The organism is Pseudoalteromonas luteoviolacea H33-S (assembly GCF_001625695.1).
Taxonomy (GTDB): domain Bacteria; phylum Pseudomonadota; class Gammaproteobacteria; order Enterobacterales; family Alteromonadaceae; genus Pseudoalteromonas; species Pseudoalteromonas luteoviolacea_B.
In genome coordinates this window covers 185,323-202,461 of sequence record NZ_AUXY01000035.1, presented here as the reverse complement: position 1 = coordinate 202,461, position 17,139 = coordinate 185,323, and the positions used below count along the sequence as shown (strand labels likewise).

Genomic DNA, 17,139 nt, shown 5'->3' with positions numbered 1-17,139 from the left:
CCTTGAACTTATCGCTAACATTTAAATTGAAGGCACATTTGGTTAGCAGATATAGCAGAGTTTTATACTTTCTGTGCCTGATATACCGCGAACTTGGTATTTTTAATTTCTGTTTTAAAGTGCGCAAAGTGCTGCTCTATGATAGGGGGATATTTTAAAAAACTATTGGCAACGATCTGTAAATTAGCGCCTTTTTTCATCATATGCTTTGCATTTGCTAAAAACGTCTCAGCGATGCTGTAATCTGTGCTCAGGCCAGTGTGAAATGGAGGATTGCTGACAATCATATCAAATTTAGTTGTTACTTGCGTTAGTCCATCGCTCAGGATGAACTGTCCATTGTGCCCATTTAGTTTTAGAGTTTGCTCACTGGCATAAAGTGCCAGTGCACTGACATCTAAGCAGTACAGGGATAAATTGGGTTGCGCATTTAACATGAAGGTTGCTATCAAACCAGCGCCACAGCCAAAATCGAGTACATCACCTTTGTTTGGTATTGTTAAATGGTTAAGCAGTAACTCTGTACCAATATCAAGCTTGCCATGATTAAAGACGCCAGGCACGCTAATAGCATCAAAGTTTTGCTCTGCTACTTTAACGTTGAAAGTATGGTGGTAATTGGCAATATCAAAGCTGTCTTCTGCTATAAGATCGTTGAATTCGTATAAGATACAATGTTTAGCGCTGTCTAATTTATAACTAGCTTGTGCATATGGTTTAAGTTGCTTTTCAACCGATTTAACACCGCCTTTATTTTCTCCAACAACGAGTAACCGAGTCGCTTTCCCAAGGTTGGCCCTAATGTTAGTTAACATCATATTTGCCTCAGGCTTAGATTTTGGATAGTAATAAATCACCAAATCTAAGTTATCTATATTAGGCAAGCTATGGTTAACAAAGCTGGTCACGTTTTGATATTTGGTGGCAGCAAGGTGATCGGCGAAGTTATAACTAAAAGCGTAAATTTGCGCTGTTGGATTGACCTTGGCTAATTCAGACAAAAAACCATCATCGTTATGATTAATAACTAGAACTTTTTCGCCATGGAGTTCCTCTTCATTGCGAAGTAAAAGTAGGCTAGGGTTTGATAGTTTTTGCATTATGTATCTCAGGTAATTATCTAGTATCGATATGAAATGAAAGGGGCAATACAGCCCCTTGAAGAACATTATTAGGCTGTGCGCTCAAACATTAGGTCCCATACTCCGTGGCCCAGTCGATGGCCGCGTTGTTCAAACTTTGTAAGTGGTCTAAAGTCTGGTCTAGGTACATAGTCATTGTTTTCAGACTGGTTACTATAACCTTCTGCTTGTTGCATGACTTCCAACATATGCTCTGCATAGTTTTCCCAATCAGTTGCCATATGAAAGACGCCGCCTACTTTTAATTTAGCTCTGATCTTCTGTGCAAATTCGGTTTGTACAATACGACGTTTGTGGTGACGCTTTTTATGCCAAGGATCTGGGAAGAAGAGCTGTAATTTACTCAAGCTGCTATCAGGGATGCAATCAGCCAGCACTTCTACTGCATCGTGTTCATAAACACGTAGATTAGTTAGGCCATGTTCATCGGCTTCCATTAGACAAGCGCCAACGCCTGGGCGGTGAACTTCAATACCAATAAAGTTTTGGTCAGGGTTATTTTTAGCCATCTCAACTAGTGATTTACCCATACCAAAGCCAATTTCTACAACTACATCATTGTCGTTGCCAAATATTTCACTGAAGTTGAGTAGGCCTTGGCTGTGCTCAAGTCCAAGAGTTGGCCAGCACTTTTCTAGCGCTGCTGCTTGACCTTTAGTTAGGCGACCTTCACGTTTTACAAAGCTGCGCACTTTACGGATGTATTTACCTTCTTGCTCAGCCTGCTCTAGTGCTTGTTTACTCGATTCGTTCATTGTCATCATCTGCGGTGTAAAAATTGGGCGCACATTATCCCTGTTCACGCCGATAAGTACAAGTGCTTGACGTTTTTAAAAACCTTCTTACACTGGCGCGTGAAGCAAGTAGATTGAGAATAAAGATGCCCGTTGACCGTCAAACAGCAAATTGGTTTGCAACACAAGTTGTAGATTGGTACCACGTCCATGGCAGAAAAACATTGCCGTGGCAAATAGATAAAACCCCTTATAAAGTATGGGTGTCTGAAGTTATGTTACAGCAAACACAGGTTGTAACTGTGATCCCCTATTTTGAACGTTTTATGTCAAGGTTTCCGACAGTGATTGACTTGGCTGATGCAGATGAAGATGAAGTATTGCATCATTGGACTGGCTTGGGGTATTACGCGAGAGCTAGGAATTTACACAAAACAGCTAAAATTATTCGCGATAAATATCAGGGTAAGTTTCCTGAAACTTTTGAGCAAGTTGTAGACTTGCCAGGTATTGGACGTTCAACTGCAGGGGCCATATTGTCGCTTGCTTTGGGACAGCATCACTCTATATTAGATGGCAATGTCAAAAGGGTATTAGCACGCTTTTTTATGGTAGAAGGTTGGTACGGGGTTAAGAAGGTTGAGAACCACTTATGGGATCTGACCAACGCGGTTACGCCCTCTGGTGATGTTCGTGAGTTTAACCAAGCGATGATGGACTTGGGAGCAAGCCTTTGTTCTCGCTCTAGGTTTCAATGTGAACAGTGCCCGTTGGTCGATAGGTGCATGGCTCACAAAAGCAACCGGGTAAAAGAGTTCCCTAATTCTAAGCCTAAAAAAGAAAAACCTAAAAAAACAGCTTATCATTTGATGGTCAAAGTCGGTGATAAAGTATTGATGGAAAAACGTCCTAATAGTGGTATTTGGGGTGGGTTATTTGGGTTCTTTGAATTTAATGATTTAACCGAGTTGGAGGCGTTTTTAATTCAGCAAGGGATTGATGTGACAACGCGCACTTTAGAACCATTCGTTCATATTTTTACTCACTTTGAGCTAACAATAAACCCTATTTGTGTTGAGCTTCAACAAATTCCTGATTGTGTCCATGATAATCAATTGCTTTGGTATGATGTTAATCATCCTCCTGAGGTAGGGCTGGCGGCACCAACGAAAAAGTTAGTTAAAGTATTAAAGGCAATGGGGTAAACTGTTCTCATCAAAAAGAAAGAGAATAGGTGAGAAAATGGCACGTACAGTTTTTTGTCAGAAATTAAACAAAGAAGCGCCAGGTTTGGATTTTCAATTATATCCAGGTGAAGTGGGCGAGCGTATCTTCAATAATATTTCTAAAGAAGCTTGGCAGCAGTGGCAACACAAGCAAACAATGCTAATTAATGAAAAGCATTTGAATATGATGGACCCTGATCACCGTCAACTTTTAGAAGAGCAAATGGTCGGCTTTTTGTTTGAAAATAAAGAAGTGGAAATTGAAGGTTATAGGCCTCCAGAGAAGTAAAAAAAGCTGCCTCGGCAGCTTTTTTATTTTGCGGTTAATACTCTCTATCTACAGAAAGCTTTGCTAATGCAATGAGCGCATCTTTAAATTGAGAGTCTGCTAAAACATTTAGTTGTGCTATTGCTTTTTCCGACTCTTGTTGCGCTTTTGACATGGTCTTTTGCAGCGCTTGGGTTTCTTCAAGAGTGTTTAAGATATCAGGTAAGTTGTCGATGCCATTTCCTGACTCAATCGCTTCTCTTATCTGAGCTACCTGAGATTCTGAGCCTGATTTCATGGCATAAATAAGCGGGAGTGTCGGTTTGCCTTCAGCTAAATCGTCACCAATATTTTTGCCCAGTTGCTCAGCGTTTGCACTATAGTCCAGTATGTCATCAACTAATTGAAATGCCGTTCCTAAATGCATCCCGTACAGTTTTAAAGCATCTTTAACAGTTTGTGGCTGCTCAGATACAACGGCGGGTAGCATAGTCGCAGCTTCGAATAATTTAGCAGTTTTACTATAAATTACCTGCATATAGCTTTGCTCAGTGGTGTCAGGGTCGTTGCAATTCATTAATTGCAGTACCTCACCTTCAGCAATAATATTGGTCGCATCGGCCAATATTTGCATTACTTCCATGTTGTTAAGGCCAACCATTAACTGAAAGGAGCGCGTATATATAAAGTCTCCAACAAGTACACTTGCAGCATTACCAAACTCGGCGTTTGCTGTTGGCTCGCCGCGTCTTAAATTTGATTCATCGACGACGTCATCATGTAACAAAGTTGCAGTATGGATAAACTCTATGATGGTAGCTAAAGTAATATGCTTATTCTGGGCTTCAGCTGCTAGTGCCTTAGCAACCAATAAAGTCAACATTGGTCTAATGCGTTTTCCACCGCTGTTAACAATGTAAAGACCCAATTGATTTACTAACGCAACATCAGACTGCATTTGTTCGAAAATAAGTTTATTCACAGAGAGCATATCCTGCTCAATCAGTGATTGGATAGTCTTAATATCCATAGTATACCGTGCTAAAGCCCCAGTTAGAGATAAACGCCGCAGATTGTACATTAAAATTTCAGTCGACTCGAATTTTATGCGTATTGATAGGTAAAAAAATAGAAGGTGGTCTAAATATTGGGCATTTTTGAGTGTGTTCTATGTACGGATATGATCTGTCAAGTGTTTTGATTAAAAGTTTTTACAGAAAAAAATAGTTTAGCAACGCAAACTTTTTAGCTAGAATAGGCAAAAATGAATTAATGCTCTCAAACAAGCCAATTTTTATTCATTATTTTGTCTTTAGGGTATTGCGTGGAGTTCGACATTAGCGTAAACTTCGCGCCCTATTGAAGAATATTAAGTTGCGTCGATTTGAGGGCGCACAACGGAGTTAATTATGTACGCGGTTTTCCAAAGTGGTGGTAAACAGCACCGTGTGACTGAAGGTCAAACAATTCGTCTAGAAAAATTAGACGTTGAGACTGGTGCATCAATTGAATTTGATTCAGTACTTCTAGTTGCTGATGGTGAAAAGATCGAGATCGGTGCACCATTCGTAAATGGCGGTAAGGTAACAGCTGAAGTTGTTTCTCACGGTCGTGGCGAGAAAATTAAGATTGTTAAGTTCAGACGTCGTAAGCATTCTCGTAAGCAGATGGGCCACCGTCAGTGGTTCACTGAAGTTAAAATCACTGGCATTAGCGCTTAATTTTTAGAGGTACAGAAAGATGGCACATAAGAAGGCAGCTGGTAGTACTCGTAACGGTCGCGATTCAGAAAGTAAACGCCTAGGTGTTAAGCGTTTCGGTGGCGAATCAGTTTTAGCGGGTAACATCATCGTTCGTCAACGTGGTACTAGATTCCACGCTGGTTCTAACGCAGGTATCGGTAAAGACCACACTATCTTTGCAAAAGCAGATGGTAAAGTAGTTTTCGAAACTAAAGGTCCTTTAAACCGTAAATACGTTAGCATCGTTGCTGAGTAATCGGTAAAGATTTATAAAAACCCCGCTTAGGCGGGGTTTTTTGTTTTTATAGCTACATATTATTTATCAGCAGCTAAGCGTACCTTGCTATAATAGCTGTTGCTATTCCAATCCAGTAAGAGAGTAACCATGAAGTTTGTCGATGAAGTAGAGATCCGTGCTGAAGCCGGTGATGGCGGAAGCGGTGTTGTTTCGTTCCGTCGAGAGAAGTTTGTCCCAGATGGTGGTCCAGATGGCGGTGATGGTGGCGACGGCGGCAGTGTATTTTTAGAAGCCGATGAAAACCTCAATACTTTAATTGACTACCAGTTTGAGCGCTTCCACCGTGCAGAACGTGGAACAAATGGGCAAGGTCGTAACTGTACTGGTAAAAAAGGCACTGATTTAGTATTGAAAGTGCCAGTGGGCACTCGAGTTACTGATGTGGACACGCAAGAAAGTTTGGGTGATCTAACTCGTCATGGACAAAAGTTACTTGTTGCTAAAGGCGGCTATCACGGTCTAGGTAATACGCGTTTCAAATCAAGTACGAACCGAGCACCAAGACAAAAAACATTGGGCACACCAGGCGAAGTCAGAAACCTAAAACTAGAGCTGATGCTGTTAGCTGATGTTGGGCTACTTGGCTTGCCAAACGCGGGTAAATCAACTTTTATCCGTAGCGTATCTGCGGCTAAACCAAAAGTTGCGGATTATCCATTTACGACGTTAGTTCCAAATCTTGGCGTTGTGAGACCTGAAGCCAATAAATCGTTTGTTATTGCTGATATTCCGGGACTGATCGAAGGTGCTTCAGATGGAGCTGGTTTGGGTATTCGGTTCTTAAAACATTTGGAGCGTTGTAGAGTCTTATTACACGTTGTAGATGTGATGCCAATAGATGGGACCGACCCTGTTGATAATGCATTTGCGATTATCAATGAGTTGCATCAATATAGCCCCAAGCTTGCAGAAAAGCCTCGTTGGTTGGTACTTAACAAAATTGACTTACTAGCTGAAGATGAGCTGGAAGAGGTGTGTGAACGCATCGCTCAAGAGCTTGATGCGAGTGAAGTCTACCGTATTTCTGCGGCAAATAAATTTAACACTCAGCAATTGTGTTACGATATTCAAGGCTTGTTGGATACCTTACCAAGAGATAAATTTGATGAGGAACAGCAAGAAGAAGTTGAATTCAAGTGGGATACTTATCATCGTCAGGCAACCCAAGAGAATGATGACTGGGATGATTGGGATGAAGATGACTATGATGTAGAAGTTATCTACGAAAGATAATAAAGGGCCGTTTGGCCCTTTTTTAATACAAAATTATTATTGGAGTATATTGTGGTTATATCAATGATAGCGGCTATGGCAAAGGATCGAATAATAGGTGATGACAATAAAATGCCTTGGCATCTACCAGCAGATCTGCAGCACTTTAAAAAAATTACGTTAGGTAAACCTGTGATTATGGGGCGTAAGACATTTGAATCGATTGGTCGCCCGTTGCCTGGCAGAAGAAATATTGTGATTACCAGAAATGCTCAGTATCAAGCTGAAGGTATAGAAACAGCATCTTCAACTGAAGAAGCACTTGCTTTGGTAGATAAAATAGACGAGGTTATGATTATTGGAGGTGGAAATATTTACAAACAGTTTCTACCATTATGTACAAAGCTGTATTTGACATACATTGATTTGGATGTTGAGGGAGACACTCGATTTCCTGATCACACCTCTTCGGGCAATTGGATGGAAGTCGAAAGTGAAGTTCACGAGCCTGATGATAGAAATAAATATCGTTATAAGTTCGTAACTTTGAATAAAGGATTATGACTTTGTTGCTAACAGTTGTGTGTGTTGCTACAATAGTGTTTGTCCTTATGTAATAAAAAAGTGCTAGGTGAATTGGCAATGAAATTTGTACCTGTTTTGTTAAGTGTTTGTATTGGTTTGGGCGCGTTTTCTTTTAGTTCTGAGACTAAAGCAAACGATCAATTGGCTGTTACATTATGCGAGTACATCGCTGTTGATGATAAAGGTCGTGTTCGTAAAGCTTTGAAAAGTTCACGTGTAAAAGTACGTAACATTTTTGGTTCAATCCAATGTAACGGAAATAACATTCTTCGCCACGCAATTGCAAGTAATGCAGTTGAGACTGGCAAACTAATTGTTAAAGGTTTACCTAAAAGCGCGCTTTCAGACGGTGCTGACATTGCTTGGGCTGAAAGCAATGGACATGGTTCATCACCGCTAATTGCAGAAATTAAGAAAAGAGCGGGTTTATAATTTAACATCTGTTCTTACGTGAAAAAGCTCCCACTTTGGGGGCTTTTTTAGTATATGCAACTCCTCTCAAATCTCACGATCTATGAGTGTTGAATACCACAATTCTAATATGACCTAAATCAAATAGATAACTACATCATGACATTTTTCTTAAATTAGACCTTGAGAATTGGAGGGTCTGCTCCAATACTTATTTATAGGGTAAATAAAAAAAGGAAGATCCTATGAAGATTAATCTTTCTGGTCATCACGTAGATATGACAGATGCAGTGAAACAACACGTACAAGAAAAATTTTCTAAAATTGCCAATCATTTTCCTTCGTTGTTGTCACTAGATATAATAATCAGCAAAGAACATAAAAAGTTTTATACGGAAATAAGTACAAACTATGCTGGCTCACGGATTTCAGTAAAGGGTGAAAATGACGTGATGTATCCAGCCATTGCAAATGCTGCAAAAAAACTAGACGCATCATTGAAGCACAGAAAAGGACAGTTAAAAGCCAATAAACATGAAAAACCGGTGAGCACGACGCCGCCCATAGCACATGAAATAATACAAGAAATGAACTTAAACTGATTTATATGGGGTCGACAGACCCCTTTTTTACAATAGTAATTTGAGAGAATTTTTATTTTACTTAAAACATTTCACACAATTGCTATGTAAGATAGAATTAGGTTTTACCTTAAAAAATAGAACTCGATAGCGAACACATATGAAAGCAGTTATACCTGTTGCGGGTTTAGGAACCCGCATGTTGCCAGCAACAAAGGCAATCCCAAAGGAAATGTTACCGGTTGTAGATAAGCCACTTATTCAATATATCGTCAAGGAGTGTGTATCTGCTGGTGTAAAAGAAATTGTCTTGGTAACTCACTCTTCTAAAAATGCAATTGAAAACCACTTTGATACAAGCTTTGAGTTGGAAGCTACGCTAGAAAAGCGAGTTAAGAGAAAACTGTTAGATGAAATCCGCTCAATTTGTCCTGAAGACGTGACAATAATGCATGTAAGACAAGGCGAGGCCAAAGGGCTTGGACATGCAGTCTTGTGTGCAAAACCAATAGTTGGGGATGATGATTTTATCGTTGTGCTTCCTGATGTCATTTTAGATGAGTACAGTGCTGATCAGAGAAGCGAAAACTTAGCTGCAATGGTTAAACGCTTCCAAGAAAATGGCAGTAGCCAAATTATGTTAGAGCCAGTTCCGCATGAAGATGTCAGCAAGTATGGTATTGCAGATATCAATGGTGTTGATTTGTCGCCGGGGCAAAGCACAGCTATTAAGTCCATGGTTGAGAAGCCAAATCAAGAAAACGCGCCATCAAACTTGGCTGTAGTTGGGCGTTATGTCCTATCTAGTAAAATTTGGCCGCTATTGAAGAAGACGCCTGTAGGTGCAGGAAGTGAGATCCAGCTTACAGATGCCATCGATATGTTAATGGAAACTGAAACGGTTGAGGCATTTCATATGAGTGGCGTATCTCACGATTGTGGTGACAAGTTAGGCTATCTGAAGGCGATTGTTCAGTATGCTATGAAAGATGAAACGCTTGGTAATGAATTCACTCAGTACATCAAATCATTATAAATGATAAAGTAAGCAGGCTCTTATAGAGTCTGCTTGATACGACATTTTGCGGCTAGTGGCGTTCGGTAAACCTTTTCCAGGTTATGTTGCTGTTTAACACTCTAACGGGTTTTACGACTTTGGCTAGCAAGTCAATACTTGGTATATCAACGACATCCCCATTTTCTTTTAAACCAAGTAAATAGCTCATAGCAGAACGATTTCCCAGCTGAATCGCAGAAATATATATCTGTTGCTCAAAGTTCAACCTCAAGCTACTAATTGCAGTTTTAAGACCTTGTTGATCAATATTTGGTAGACCGCATTTTTGCAAGTAACCTAAACGCTCGCCTTCCCCAGAAAACCAAATCCGAACTTTTTCACTATAACGATTTGACTTAGATGGTAGATCGAATAGTAACCTATCATGCCCTAACTCTTTAACAAGTTGAATATAGTGCTCCAGCCCCGCGTGCCATAATGCACTATGGATTGGCACTACTCTAGGCTGGATCTTTCCATGTGTATGAAATTTAAAAGTGTGGATTGACTCTATGGTGTCTATGTCACTCAAAGTGAGATTACCGAGCTCATCGCTATAAGCGCCAGTATAGTAAGCGAGTAATGGAAGCCAAAAATGCCAATGTTTAGGCTGTTCTCGTTTGAGCTTTTCGTCGCCGTAAATATAGCCATTAAACAGACTATACAGTTCCATGTGGGTAAAGGCGCGTCTGCCAAACTGAGATTTCATAAGTCAGTGCTTTAGCTATTAAATATTTGGTAGACAAGTCTATAGCGTTTAATTGCAATGTGAAAGGACTATAAAAATTATTTGTAAATCCTTCTGTAGTAGTGGGTTACTACCACAGCTCCCTATCTATTCTGTACAATTTTCTAAGTAGGTAAGGCAAGATATTCGCAATAACGAAGCGAGATTAGTTACTGTCCCGTGTCTTTCAATAGATTCCTGATACAAAGTGGAAATAAATTGGGCAAGCGTGGTGTGTTCCTGTGCTGCGATTTTTTCGAGTATCCGCCAAACCTTATTTTCAAGCGCTAAGCTCGTGACAACCCCTTGTATACGAATAGACTTTTTAGTGACTTGATATAATTCAGGTGTTTGAGATGCGTATAGTTCGCACATATTAGGAAGCTCCCATGGCTAAAATGATACATTCAATGATCCGAGTACGAGACTTATCACAATCTGTACAATTTTATCACGAACTTTTTGATTTAGAGGTAAAAAGGCAGGTAGATTTTGAAGGCTTTTCGCTCACTTATTTAGCTAATAAAGAGACCAGCTTTGAGCTTGAGCTAACATATAATTATGATAACGAAAAATCATATGAACTGGGTAATGGGTATGGTCATTTAGCTTTTAGTACTGAGGATATTGAGTCAATATGGCGCATCGCAAGTTTACATAACTACGCTCCTTCAGACATTAAATCGCTGCATCATAAGGACAAATTAGTGGCGCGATTCTTTTTTGTTGCAGATCCCGATGGCTATCAAGTCGAAATCATTGAAAGAAACGAAACATATTTTTAAGCCATCGCGAACTCCCCTCGATTACCCATCCAGCGCAGGATCAAAGGGTCTACAGAATCTTGGTATTGATTGAGTAATGAAAATGCAAGTGCACGAATACTGGGCAGCATATGTTTATCACGAGTTAAATCTGCAATTTTAAGATCAACAAGTCCTGTTTGCTTGGTACCAAGTACTTCACCAGGCCCTCTTATTTCTAAATCTTTTTCAGCAATGACAAACCCATCATTGCTATCTCTCAGTACGCCCAGTCTTTTCTGAGCTGTGTTAGACAGTGGCGCGTGATATAGCAGTAGGCAATGAGAAGCTATATCGCCACGTCCGACCCGACCTCTAAGTTGGTGCAGTTGAGCAAGTCCAAGTCGTTCTGGGTTTTCAATAATTATTAGGCTGGCATTTGGGACATCAACGCCCACTTCTATCACGGTTGTGGCAACGAGTACATGATACGTACCCGCTTTAAAGTCTGCCATGATTTGTTGTTTTTCTTGGGCTTTCATACGGCCGTGGACAAGTGCTATTTTCAGCTCTGGCAGTAATTTGGTCAACTGCTCAGCAGTATCTTCCGCGGCTTGGCATTGCAGTACTTCAGACTCATCAATAAGTGTGCATACCCAATACACTTGCCGATTTTGTTCGATACATGCGCTTTTGACACGTTTAATTACTTCATCACGGCGAGTATCAGGTACTGCTACGGTTGTAATAGGCGTTCTACCAGGAGGGAGTTCATCTATAACTGAAGTTTCCAAGTCTGCATACGCAGTCATAGCTAGCGTACGGGGGATAGGTGTCGCCGTCATCACCAGCTGGTGTGGATAGCAATCGCCAAATTTGCCTTTTTCTCTAAGAGATAGACGTTGATGTACACCAAATCTGTGTTGCTCATCAATAATGATAAGCGCAAGATTTGAGAATATCACCTGTTCTTGAAATAGGGCGTGTGTGCCTACGACCATTTGAGCTTGTCCAGAGGCGATTTTTTCAAGTGTTTCTTTGCGTTCTTTCCCTTTGGTTTTTCCACCCAGCCAGCATGTTTCAACGCCTAATGCAGTAAACCAGTTTGTGAAGTTGAGCGCGTGTTGCTCTGATAGGATCTCTGTAGGCGCCATCAATGCAACTTGAAAGCCTTTAGATATTGCCGTTAAAGCGCTGAGCGCTGCGACTAAGGTTTTACCTGAACCTACATCACCTTGTACTAAGCGAAGCATTGGCTCTGGTTTTTGTAAATCCTGTTTTATCTCACTAACAACTCTGCTTTGCGCATTGGTTGGCTTAAATGGAAGTTGGGCCAAAAACTCAGTTTCTAGTGGGTTAGTAGGCGGCAGTGCAATTGCTTTGACGGCTTGGCTTTTTTTCCTGAGTTTTAATAAACTTAAGTTTTGTGCCAGTAGTTCTTCAAAAGCAAGACGCTGCTGTGCAGGGTGCTGCCCTAATTCCAATTGGCTTAAATCAACGTCGTGTGAAGGCGAGTGTAATAACAGTAACGCTTCTTTGAGGCTTAATTGATTTGGTCTGAATTGAGCTGGTAAATGGTCTTCTATATCGTATTTTTGCAGTAATTTTACTGCTTGCTCTGCAATTGCTCGTATGCTGAGCTGCTTAAGCCCTTCAGTCGTAGGATAGACTGGGGTGAGTGTATCATCGGCTGCGTTATTATCTTGCAGTGTATCCTTGATACTATACTCAGGGTGTGCCATTTCAAGGCCAACTCGACCACGGCGAGCCTCACCAAAGCAGCGCATGATTTTACCAGGTTGCATGGCATTTTTTTGTGCCGCGGAGAAATTGAAAAAGCGCAGAGTGAGCCTGCCTGTACCATCGTTAATTTGGCACACAAGCATACGGCGTTTACCAAAAGTGATGTTTGCTTGCTCAATTTCTCCTTCTACACTGACGTGCATATGCGGCATTAATGTCGCGATGGAGTAGGTTTTCGCTCTATCTTCGTATCGTAATGGCAAGTGAAATAACATATCTTGAACACTTGCTATACCTAATTTAGCTAACTTCTCAGCAGCTTTAGGACCAACACCTTTTAGATCTGTAATGGGGTAATTAGCTAAATTAGGAGCAGACATGAGTTTCCTTACTTTTTACTAAATTTGAGCGTATTCCAAAATGCATCATCAGCGACAATTTCGCCATCTTCATCTAACTCAGGGTAGGGAAGGCCTTTTTCATTACAGCGGTTTGCAATAATTGGGTGGCACCCTTCAAAAAGGAGCGTGTGCTTTACTTTCGGGTCCAACATGTCTTTACGTTGGTACATACCGGCTTCCTCGCGTTGCCTTTGCGCTTCGTAGAGAATGAGCGCTGCTGCAACAGATACATTTAATGACTGCACCATGCCTGCCATTGGAATGACGATATGCTGGTCAGCATGCTCAAGCGCCCTATCGGATATACCTAAACGCTCTTGACCAACAATCACAGCAGTTGGTTTGGTGTAGTCAATTTCTCTAAAGTCGACGGCGGTATCACTTAAATTGGTAGCAAGTAATTGGATCCCTGGGTTTTGCTCTCTGATTTTGGCAACAGCTTGGTCAATATCATCATGCATTTGTGTATCGACCCAATTTTTGCTGCCACCAGAAGTGTTGTTGGTTAAGCGTCTTTGATCTTGCGGCCATACGGCGTGAACATAGTGACAGCCAACAGCATCAGCTGTGCGTACGATAGCGGATAGGTTATGGTGCTTGTGCACTTCATCGAGGCACACAGTCAAATCCGTTTGTCGTTGTTCCAATATTCGTTTTACGCGCTGAAAGCGATTTTCTTTCATCAAGGACTGCTCTTAAATACAATATTGTGGCTATTATACCAAAATAATTACTGTATAAGTACACACCTATTTGGCCTCAAAACTGACTAAAGTTTATGGCTGGATTTCACGCATAATGGGTGCTTGCAAAGAAATCAAGGTCTCGGTCGATTGAATGGCCTCAATCGATTGTATTTTATTGACAAGTACATCATGTAAATGGTCCATAGATTGACTTAAAACCTTGATAAAAATACTGTAATTACCGGTTGTATAATAGGCTTCGACAACTTCCTCAAAACTTTCTAACTGCGCGATGGTATCTTGGTAATCTCTTGCGTGCTTGAGGTTAATACCGATAAAGCAACACACATCATAGCCAAGTTTTTTTGCATTGATGCAGACTTTAGTCCCTGTGATGATCCCAGCTTGCTTCATCTTTTCGACACGAACGTGAATTGTACCCGCACTCACAGCAAAACGTTTGGCCAATTCAGCATAGGGAGTTCTGGCGTCATTCATTAGTGCATGCAAAATAGATTTATCGAGATTATCGATCTGATAATTTTCCATGGTTATTGTTATCTATAATTGTTGATTCAATAAATATACATCACTTTTTTTATTGATTGAAGTTGCGTTTCAGTATTTTTGTTTTTGAATATTGAATTTTATCTAAAATTTGTTGACGATGGATATATCAGATAATTAATACACAGAATCATCAAAAATTTGGAATGGGGATCAATATGAAAGCACAATACTTAAAAACACAGCAGCAAATCGCTCGCGTAAAAAGCGTTTTTTCAGCACAGTTAACTGAGCAATTAGGTTTAGTCGAAGTACAAGCACCGATACTGGCAAAGGTAGGGGACGGTATTCAAGACAACTTAAGCGGCACAGAAAAAGCGGTATCAGTGAAAGTGAAAACGCTCGCTGATAGTGAGTTTGAAGTTGTTCATTCTTTAGCTAAATGGAAGCGTAAAACGTTGGGAGATTATGGTTTTGAGGTGGGTGAGGGTTTATACACTCACATGAAAGCACTGCGCCCAGATGAGGACCGTTTATCGCCTATTCATTCAGTTTTTGTTGATCAATGGGATTGGGAAAAAGTCATTTGCGGTGATTCACAACGTAACCTTGTTACACTGAAAGAGACTGTTCAAACACTGTATCAGTGCATCAAGCATACTGAGAAAAGCATTTCTCAAGAGTTTGGTACAGACGTGTTTTTACCTGAGAAAATCACATTTGTTCATGCCGAAGAGCTAAGAGCTATGTACCCTGACTTTACAGCAAAGCAGCGAGAAAAAGCGATTGCTCAAGAATATGGCGCGGTATTTTTAATTGGTATTGGTGGCGAGCTAGGTGATGGTAAAATCCATGATGTACGCGCGCCGGACTATGACGATTGGTCAACGGCAACATGTGAAAAATACCAAGGTCTAAACGGTGATATTATTGTTTGGAACCCGGTTCTTGAAGATGCTTTTGAGATTTCATCAATGGGTATCAGAGTGTCACCTGATTCTCTGGCACACCAGTTAGAGATAAGTGATGCGCAAGAGAGACTTGAATTTGATTGGCACAAAGCGCTACTTGCAGGTGAGCTACCTCAGACCATTGGCGGTGGTATAGGTCAATCTCGTTTAGTGATGCTGTTATTGCAAAAGCAGCACATTGCGCAAGTTCAAGTTGGTGTATGGCCAGAAGCGCTTAAGCAAGATATTGAAGGCGTACTTTAATTGACTTAAGAGGGGAGGGCTCCCCTCTAAATTTTAAATTCTATCTCTATTTGCCCATCTGCCAATTTTGCTGTGCAAGGTGGGTAACTCCGGTTGGTGGTATAGGTTTTGTCAAAAATATGAATTTCAACACCGGAATGTAGTGCAGACGTCGCTTGTAACTCTGTACCTTCAAGTAATTCATGAAGCGTATGATCCAACTCACTGAGTTTATTTTCAAGTGCTTCAGCTTGCTGACAATAATGGATTTGCGTAGCACTGATTTTGGCCATGAGCATTTTCTTTTTTTCGATATCTTTGAGTTGTTCGGCTTTTTCGACCGCTTTTTGTAAATTTTCTAATTGCTCGTCTGTGTCGCCTAAGTCGCGTATACATTGGTCGGTTTTATTGGTAATTTCGACGCCTGAATTGGCAAGGTATACGGACATAGTCGCCCCAGAAGGACTACCTATTTCGCCCGCTGTGACAGATTGCGCATCAAATACGGTTCCGCCAATTAATTTACCCCGAGGATTGTCTTCTAAGCCAACACGAACTGTTCTGAGTGCCTTGATATCACAGTGGTTTGCTTGTTTTTGAATATAGATATTACGGGCTTCTAAATAAGTGTATTGGCCGTGGACTATATTGATATTACCTTTGGCGATGAGTTTGCAGGTTAAGCTTTGATCATTGTCGCTGTGATCAAGGTGACCAATGACACCGCCGCGTACTTCTATATTTCCTTCGCTGATAATTTCACCGGACTCGACTGTGCCCATGATAGTAATGTCACCGCTGGCTTTGACTTTCATACCGGGTTCGACGTTATGGGTGACAATGACGCTGCCGCTAAATTCAATATGGCCAGATTTCACATTCACATCTGCAATGGTAAATATGTCGTCGACTCGCATACCGTTTTGAATATCTGAGGGGCAGCCAGCAATGGTTGAAATTAGCTCGAGTGGATTGGTTGGTGAGATTTCAGTGCCTTCACCTGCAACCAGTTGAAACGATTCACCAGGCACTGGTGTAATGCTATCCCCTGTTACTGTGAACCCCTCTTTGCCGGGGGTAGCTGGACGCTGAGTAATGAGTAATGTTCCAGGTGAGACACTTGAGAGCGCGCCAAAGTCTCGCATGTCTACAGTACCGTCCTCTCTTAATTTGGGCTGCTTTAAACGCTCTTTTAGTGTTAAAACGTGTGATATTAGCTTGGCTGGTAGGCCATTTTCAGGAGGACGACCTTGGGCAATAATACCGCTATGTTCTGTACCTGGGGGTGCGTCAAATTGCTTTGCGAGTAGCTTTTCTAAAAAAGCTTGCTTGTACCCTCTACAAACCCCAGCTTTAACAATTATTTTCTTAGCTTGCTCTAGACTGATAAGGCTACCGCCTTGTGCCGTTGTAATGGTGGCGGAGGCTTGCATTTTATCTTCGGAAATTGAAATTTTTAACTGCGCGTGCTTTTGTTTTGCGACTAACAGCTGCTGCTCTGCTACTTCACTTTGAAAGTAAGCTGCTATTGAATCATGATCGACTTCACAATCGGCATAGGGAGAACACTCAAGCGCTTCGACAATGAATGCCTGACTGGGTGGTGTTGCAGAAGCAACGTCCATTAATATTTGGCCATTTTTAGTGACTTTAAACACAGACTATTCCTTATAGACCGAGCGGCTCAAAACTGAGCTCACACTTAAACTTACCCTTTGCGCTGTGATTGCAGCGCATGTGCGCTTATGAGCAATGAATTAGTTAGTATTAGTATGACAATCAAAAGTTCAATAAATTCCGAACGTCCATTTTATGTCATCATTTCTTATAATTAGGCTGACCCAAAGCATTTTATTTTTGCTGTTCGCGTTATCAGCTTGCTT

Annotated in this window: 20 protein-coding genes; 11 read left to right on the top strand and 9 right to left on the bottom strand. The window is 41.0% G+C overall.

Annotated elements, in window-relative coordinates:
- Positions 1 to 62 precede the first annotated feature (62 nt).
- Together N477_RS02695 and trmB are read right to left on the bottom strand one after the other, a co-directional pair.
- On the bottom strand, positions 63 to 1,100 hold the full coding sequence (locus N477_RS02695) for a methyltransferase (protein WP_063361066.1): 1,038 nt from the start codon (positions 1,098 to 1,100) through the stop codon (positions 63 to 65).
- A 71-nt stretch (positions 1,101 to 1,171) separates the two neighbouring features.
- The gene (gene trmB / locus N477_RS02690) at positions 1,172 to 1,897 is read right to left on the bottom strand and encodes a tRNA (guanosine(46)-N7)-methyltransferase TrmB (RefSeq protein ID WP_063361160.1); all 726 of its coding nucleotides are present in this window, start codon (positions 1,895 to 1,897) and stop codon (positions 1,172 to 1,174) included.
- Positions 1,898 to 2,022: 125 nt separating this feature from the next.
- Here trmB and mutY point away from each other — a divergent pair, with 125 nt between their 5' ends.
- Both mutY and N477_RS02680 read left to right on the top strand, forming a co-directional pair.
- Positions 2,023 to 3,081 (top strand): A/G-specific adenine glycosylase, encoded by a 1,059-nt coding sequence (gene mutY, locus N477_RS02685; protein WP_063361065.1) that lies wholly within the window; start codon positions 2,023 to 2,025, stop codon positions 3,079 to 3,081.
- 37 nt (positions 3,082 to 3,118) lie between these two features.
- Positions 3,119 to 3,391, top strand: a complete 273-nt coding sequence (locus N477_RS02680; protein WP_046356858.1) for an oxidative damage protection protein — start codon at positions 3,119 to 3,121, stop codon at positions 3,389 to 3,391.
- 34 nt (positions 3,392 to 3,425) lie between these two features.
- Here N477_RS02680 and ispB read toward each other — a convergent pair whose 3' ends face one another.
- A complete protein-coding gene (gene ispB / locus N477_RS02675; RefSeq protein WP_063361064.1) occupies positions 3,426 to 4,400 on the bottom strand; it encodes an octaprenyl diphosphate synthase in 975 nt (324 codons plus the stop codon).
- Between the two features lie 379 nt (positions 4,401 to 4,779).
- Here ispB and rplU point away from each other — a divergent pair, with 379 nt between their 5' ends.
- The 7 genes from rplU (at position 4,780) to galU (ending at position 9,235) form a co-directional block, all read left to right on the top strand.
- A complete protein-coding gene (rplU, locus tag N477_RS02670; protein ID WP_023399739.1) occupies positions 4,780 to 5,091 on the top strand; it encodes a 50S ribosomal protein L21 in 312 nt (103 codons plus the stop codon).
- Between the two features lie 19 nt (positions 5,092 to 5,110).
- Positions 5,111 to 5,368 (top strand): 50S ribosomal protein L27, encoded by a 258-nt coding sequence (gene rpmA, locus N477_RS02665; protein WP_063361063.1) that lies wholly within the window; start codon positions 5,111 to 5,113, stop codon positions 5,366 to 5,368.
- 129 nt (positions 5,369 to 5,497) lie between these two features.
- The gene (gene cgtA, locus N477_RS02660; protein ID WP_063361062.1) at positions 5,498 to 6,643 is read left to right on the top strand and encodes an Obg family GTPase CgtA; all 1,146 of its coding nucleotides are present in this window, start codon (positions 5,498 to 5,500) and stop codon (positions 6,641 to 6,643) included.
- Between the two features lie 51 nt (positions 6,644 to 6,694).
- The gene (gene folA / locus N477_RS02655; RefSeq protein WP_063361061.1) at positions 6,695 to 7,186 is read left to right on the top strand and encodes a type 3 dihydrofolate reductase; all 492 of its coding nucleotides are present in this window, start codon (positions 6,695 to 6,697) and stop codon (positions 7,184 to 7,186) included.
- Positions 7,187 to 7,264: 78 nt separating this feature from the next.
- Positions 7,265 to 7,639, top strand: a complete 375-nt coding sequence (locus N477_RS02650) for a DUF3718 domain-containing protein (protein WP_063361060.1) — start codon at positions 7,265 to 7,267, stop codon at positions 7,637 to 7,639.
- 224 nt (positions 7,640 to 7,863) lie between these two features.
- Positions 7,864 to 8,220 (top strand): ribosome hibernation-promoting factor, HPF/YfiA family, encoded by a 357-nt coding sequence (hpf, locus tag N477_RS02645; protein WP_063361059.1) that lies wholly within the window; start codon positions 7,864 to 7,866, stop codon positions 8,218 to 8,220.
- A 139-nt stretch (positions 8,221 to 8,359) separates the two neighbouring features.
- Positions 8,360 to 9,235: a UTP--glucose-1-phosphate uridylyltransferase GalU gene (gene galU, locus N477_RS02640; RefSeq protein ID WP_063361058.1), complete on the top strand. Its 876-nt coding sequence runs from the start codon at positions 8,360 to 8,362 to the stop codon at positions 9,233 to 9,235.
- A 52-nt stretch (positions 9,236 to 9,287) separates the two neighbouring features.
- On the opposite strand, the gene N477_RS02635 is transcribed toward galU, so the two are convergent.
- Both N477_RS02635 and N477_RS02630 read right to left on the bottom strand, forming a co-directional pair.
- Positions 9,288 to 9,965, bottom strand: a complete 678-nt coding sequence (locus N477_RS02635; RefSeq protein WP_063361057.1) for a hypothetical protein — start codon at positions 9,963 to 9,965, stop codon at positions 9,288 to 9,290.
- A 126-nt stretch (positions 9,966 to 10,091) separates the two neighbouring features.
- Entirely contained in the window at positions 10,092 to 10,358 is a 267-nt protein-coding gene (locus tag N477_RS02630; RefSeq protein ID WP_063379437.1) for a ribbon-helix-helix domain-containing protein, read from the bottom strand.
- A gap of 14 nt (positions 10,359 to 10,372) precedes the next feature.
- Between N477_RS02630 and N477_RS02625 the strand changes: the two genes are divergently transcribed.
- Positions 10,373 to 10,768: a VOC family protein gene (locus N477_RS02625; protein ID WP_063361056.1), complete on the top strand. Its 396-nt coding sequence runs from the start codon at positions 10,373 to 10,375 to the stop codon at positions 10,766 to 10,768.
- Here the strand turns inward: N477_RS02625 and recG are convergent.
- The 3 genes from recG to asnC form a co-directional block, all read right to left on the bottom strand.
- Positions 10,765 to 12,849 carry an ATP-dependent DNA helicase RecG gene (gene recG, locus N477_RS02620; RefSeq protein WP_063361055.1) on the bottom strand — a complete coding sequence of 695 codons (2,085 nt, stop codon included), beginning with the start codon at positions 12,847 to 12,849 and terminating at the stop codon, positions 10,765 to 10,767. The two genes, N477_RS02625 and recG, sit on opposite strands and share 4 nt — an antisense overlap.
- An 8-nt stretch (positions 12,850 to 12,857) precedes the next feature.
- Entirely contained in the window at positions 12,858 to 13,553 is a 696-nt protein-coding gene (gene trmH / locus N477_RS02615; protein ID WP_063361054.1) for a tRNA (guanosine(18)-2'-O)-methyltransferase TrmH, read from the bottom strand.
- A 93-nt stretch (positions 13,554 to 13,646) separates the two neighbouring features.
- Positions 13,647 to 14,105: a transcriptional regulator AsnC gene (gene asnC / locus N477_RS02610; protein WP_063361053.1), complete on the bottom strand. Its 459-nt coding sequence runs from the start codon at positions 14,103 to 14,105 to the stop codon at positions 13,647 to 13,649.
- A gap of 176 nt (positions 14,106 to 14,281) precedes the next feature.
- On the opposite strand from asnC, the gene asnA reads away from it, so the two are divergent.
- Positions 14,282 to 15,277 carry an aspartate--ammonia ligase gene (asnA, locus tag N477_RS02605; protein WP_063361052.1) on the top strand — a complete coding sequence of 332 codons (996 nt, stop codon included), beginning with the start codon at positions 14,282 to 14,284 and terminating at the stop codon, positions 15,275 to 15,277.
- 26 nt (positions 15,278 to 15,303) lie between these two features.
- Here the strand turns inward: asnA and N477_RS02600 are convergent, their stop codons facing one another.
- Complete coding sequence (locus tag N477_RS02600) at positions 15,304 to 16,914, bottom strand: DUF342 domain-containing protein (RefSeq protein ID WP_063361051.1); 1,611 nt, start codon at positions 16,912 to 16,914, stop codon at positions 15,304 to 15,306.
- Between the last annotated feature and the right edge of the window lie 225 nt (positions 16,915 to 17,139).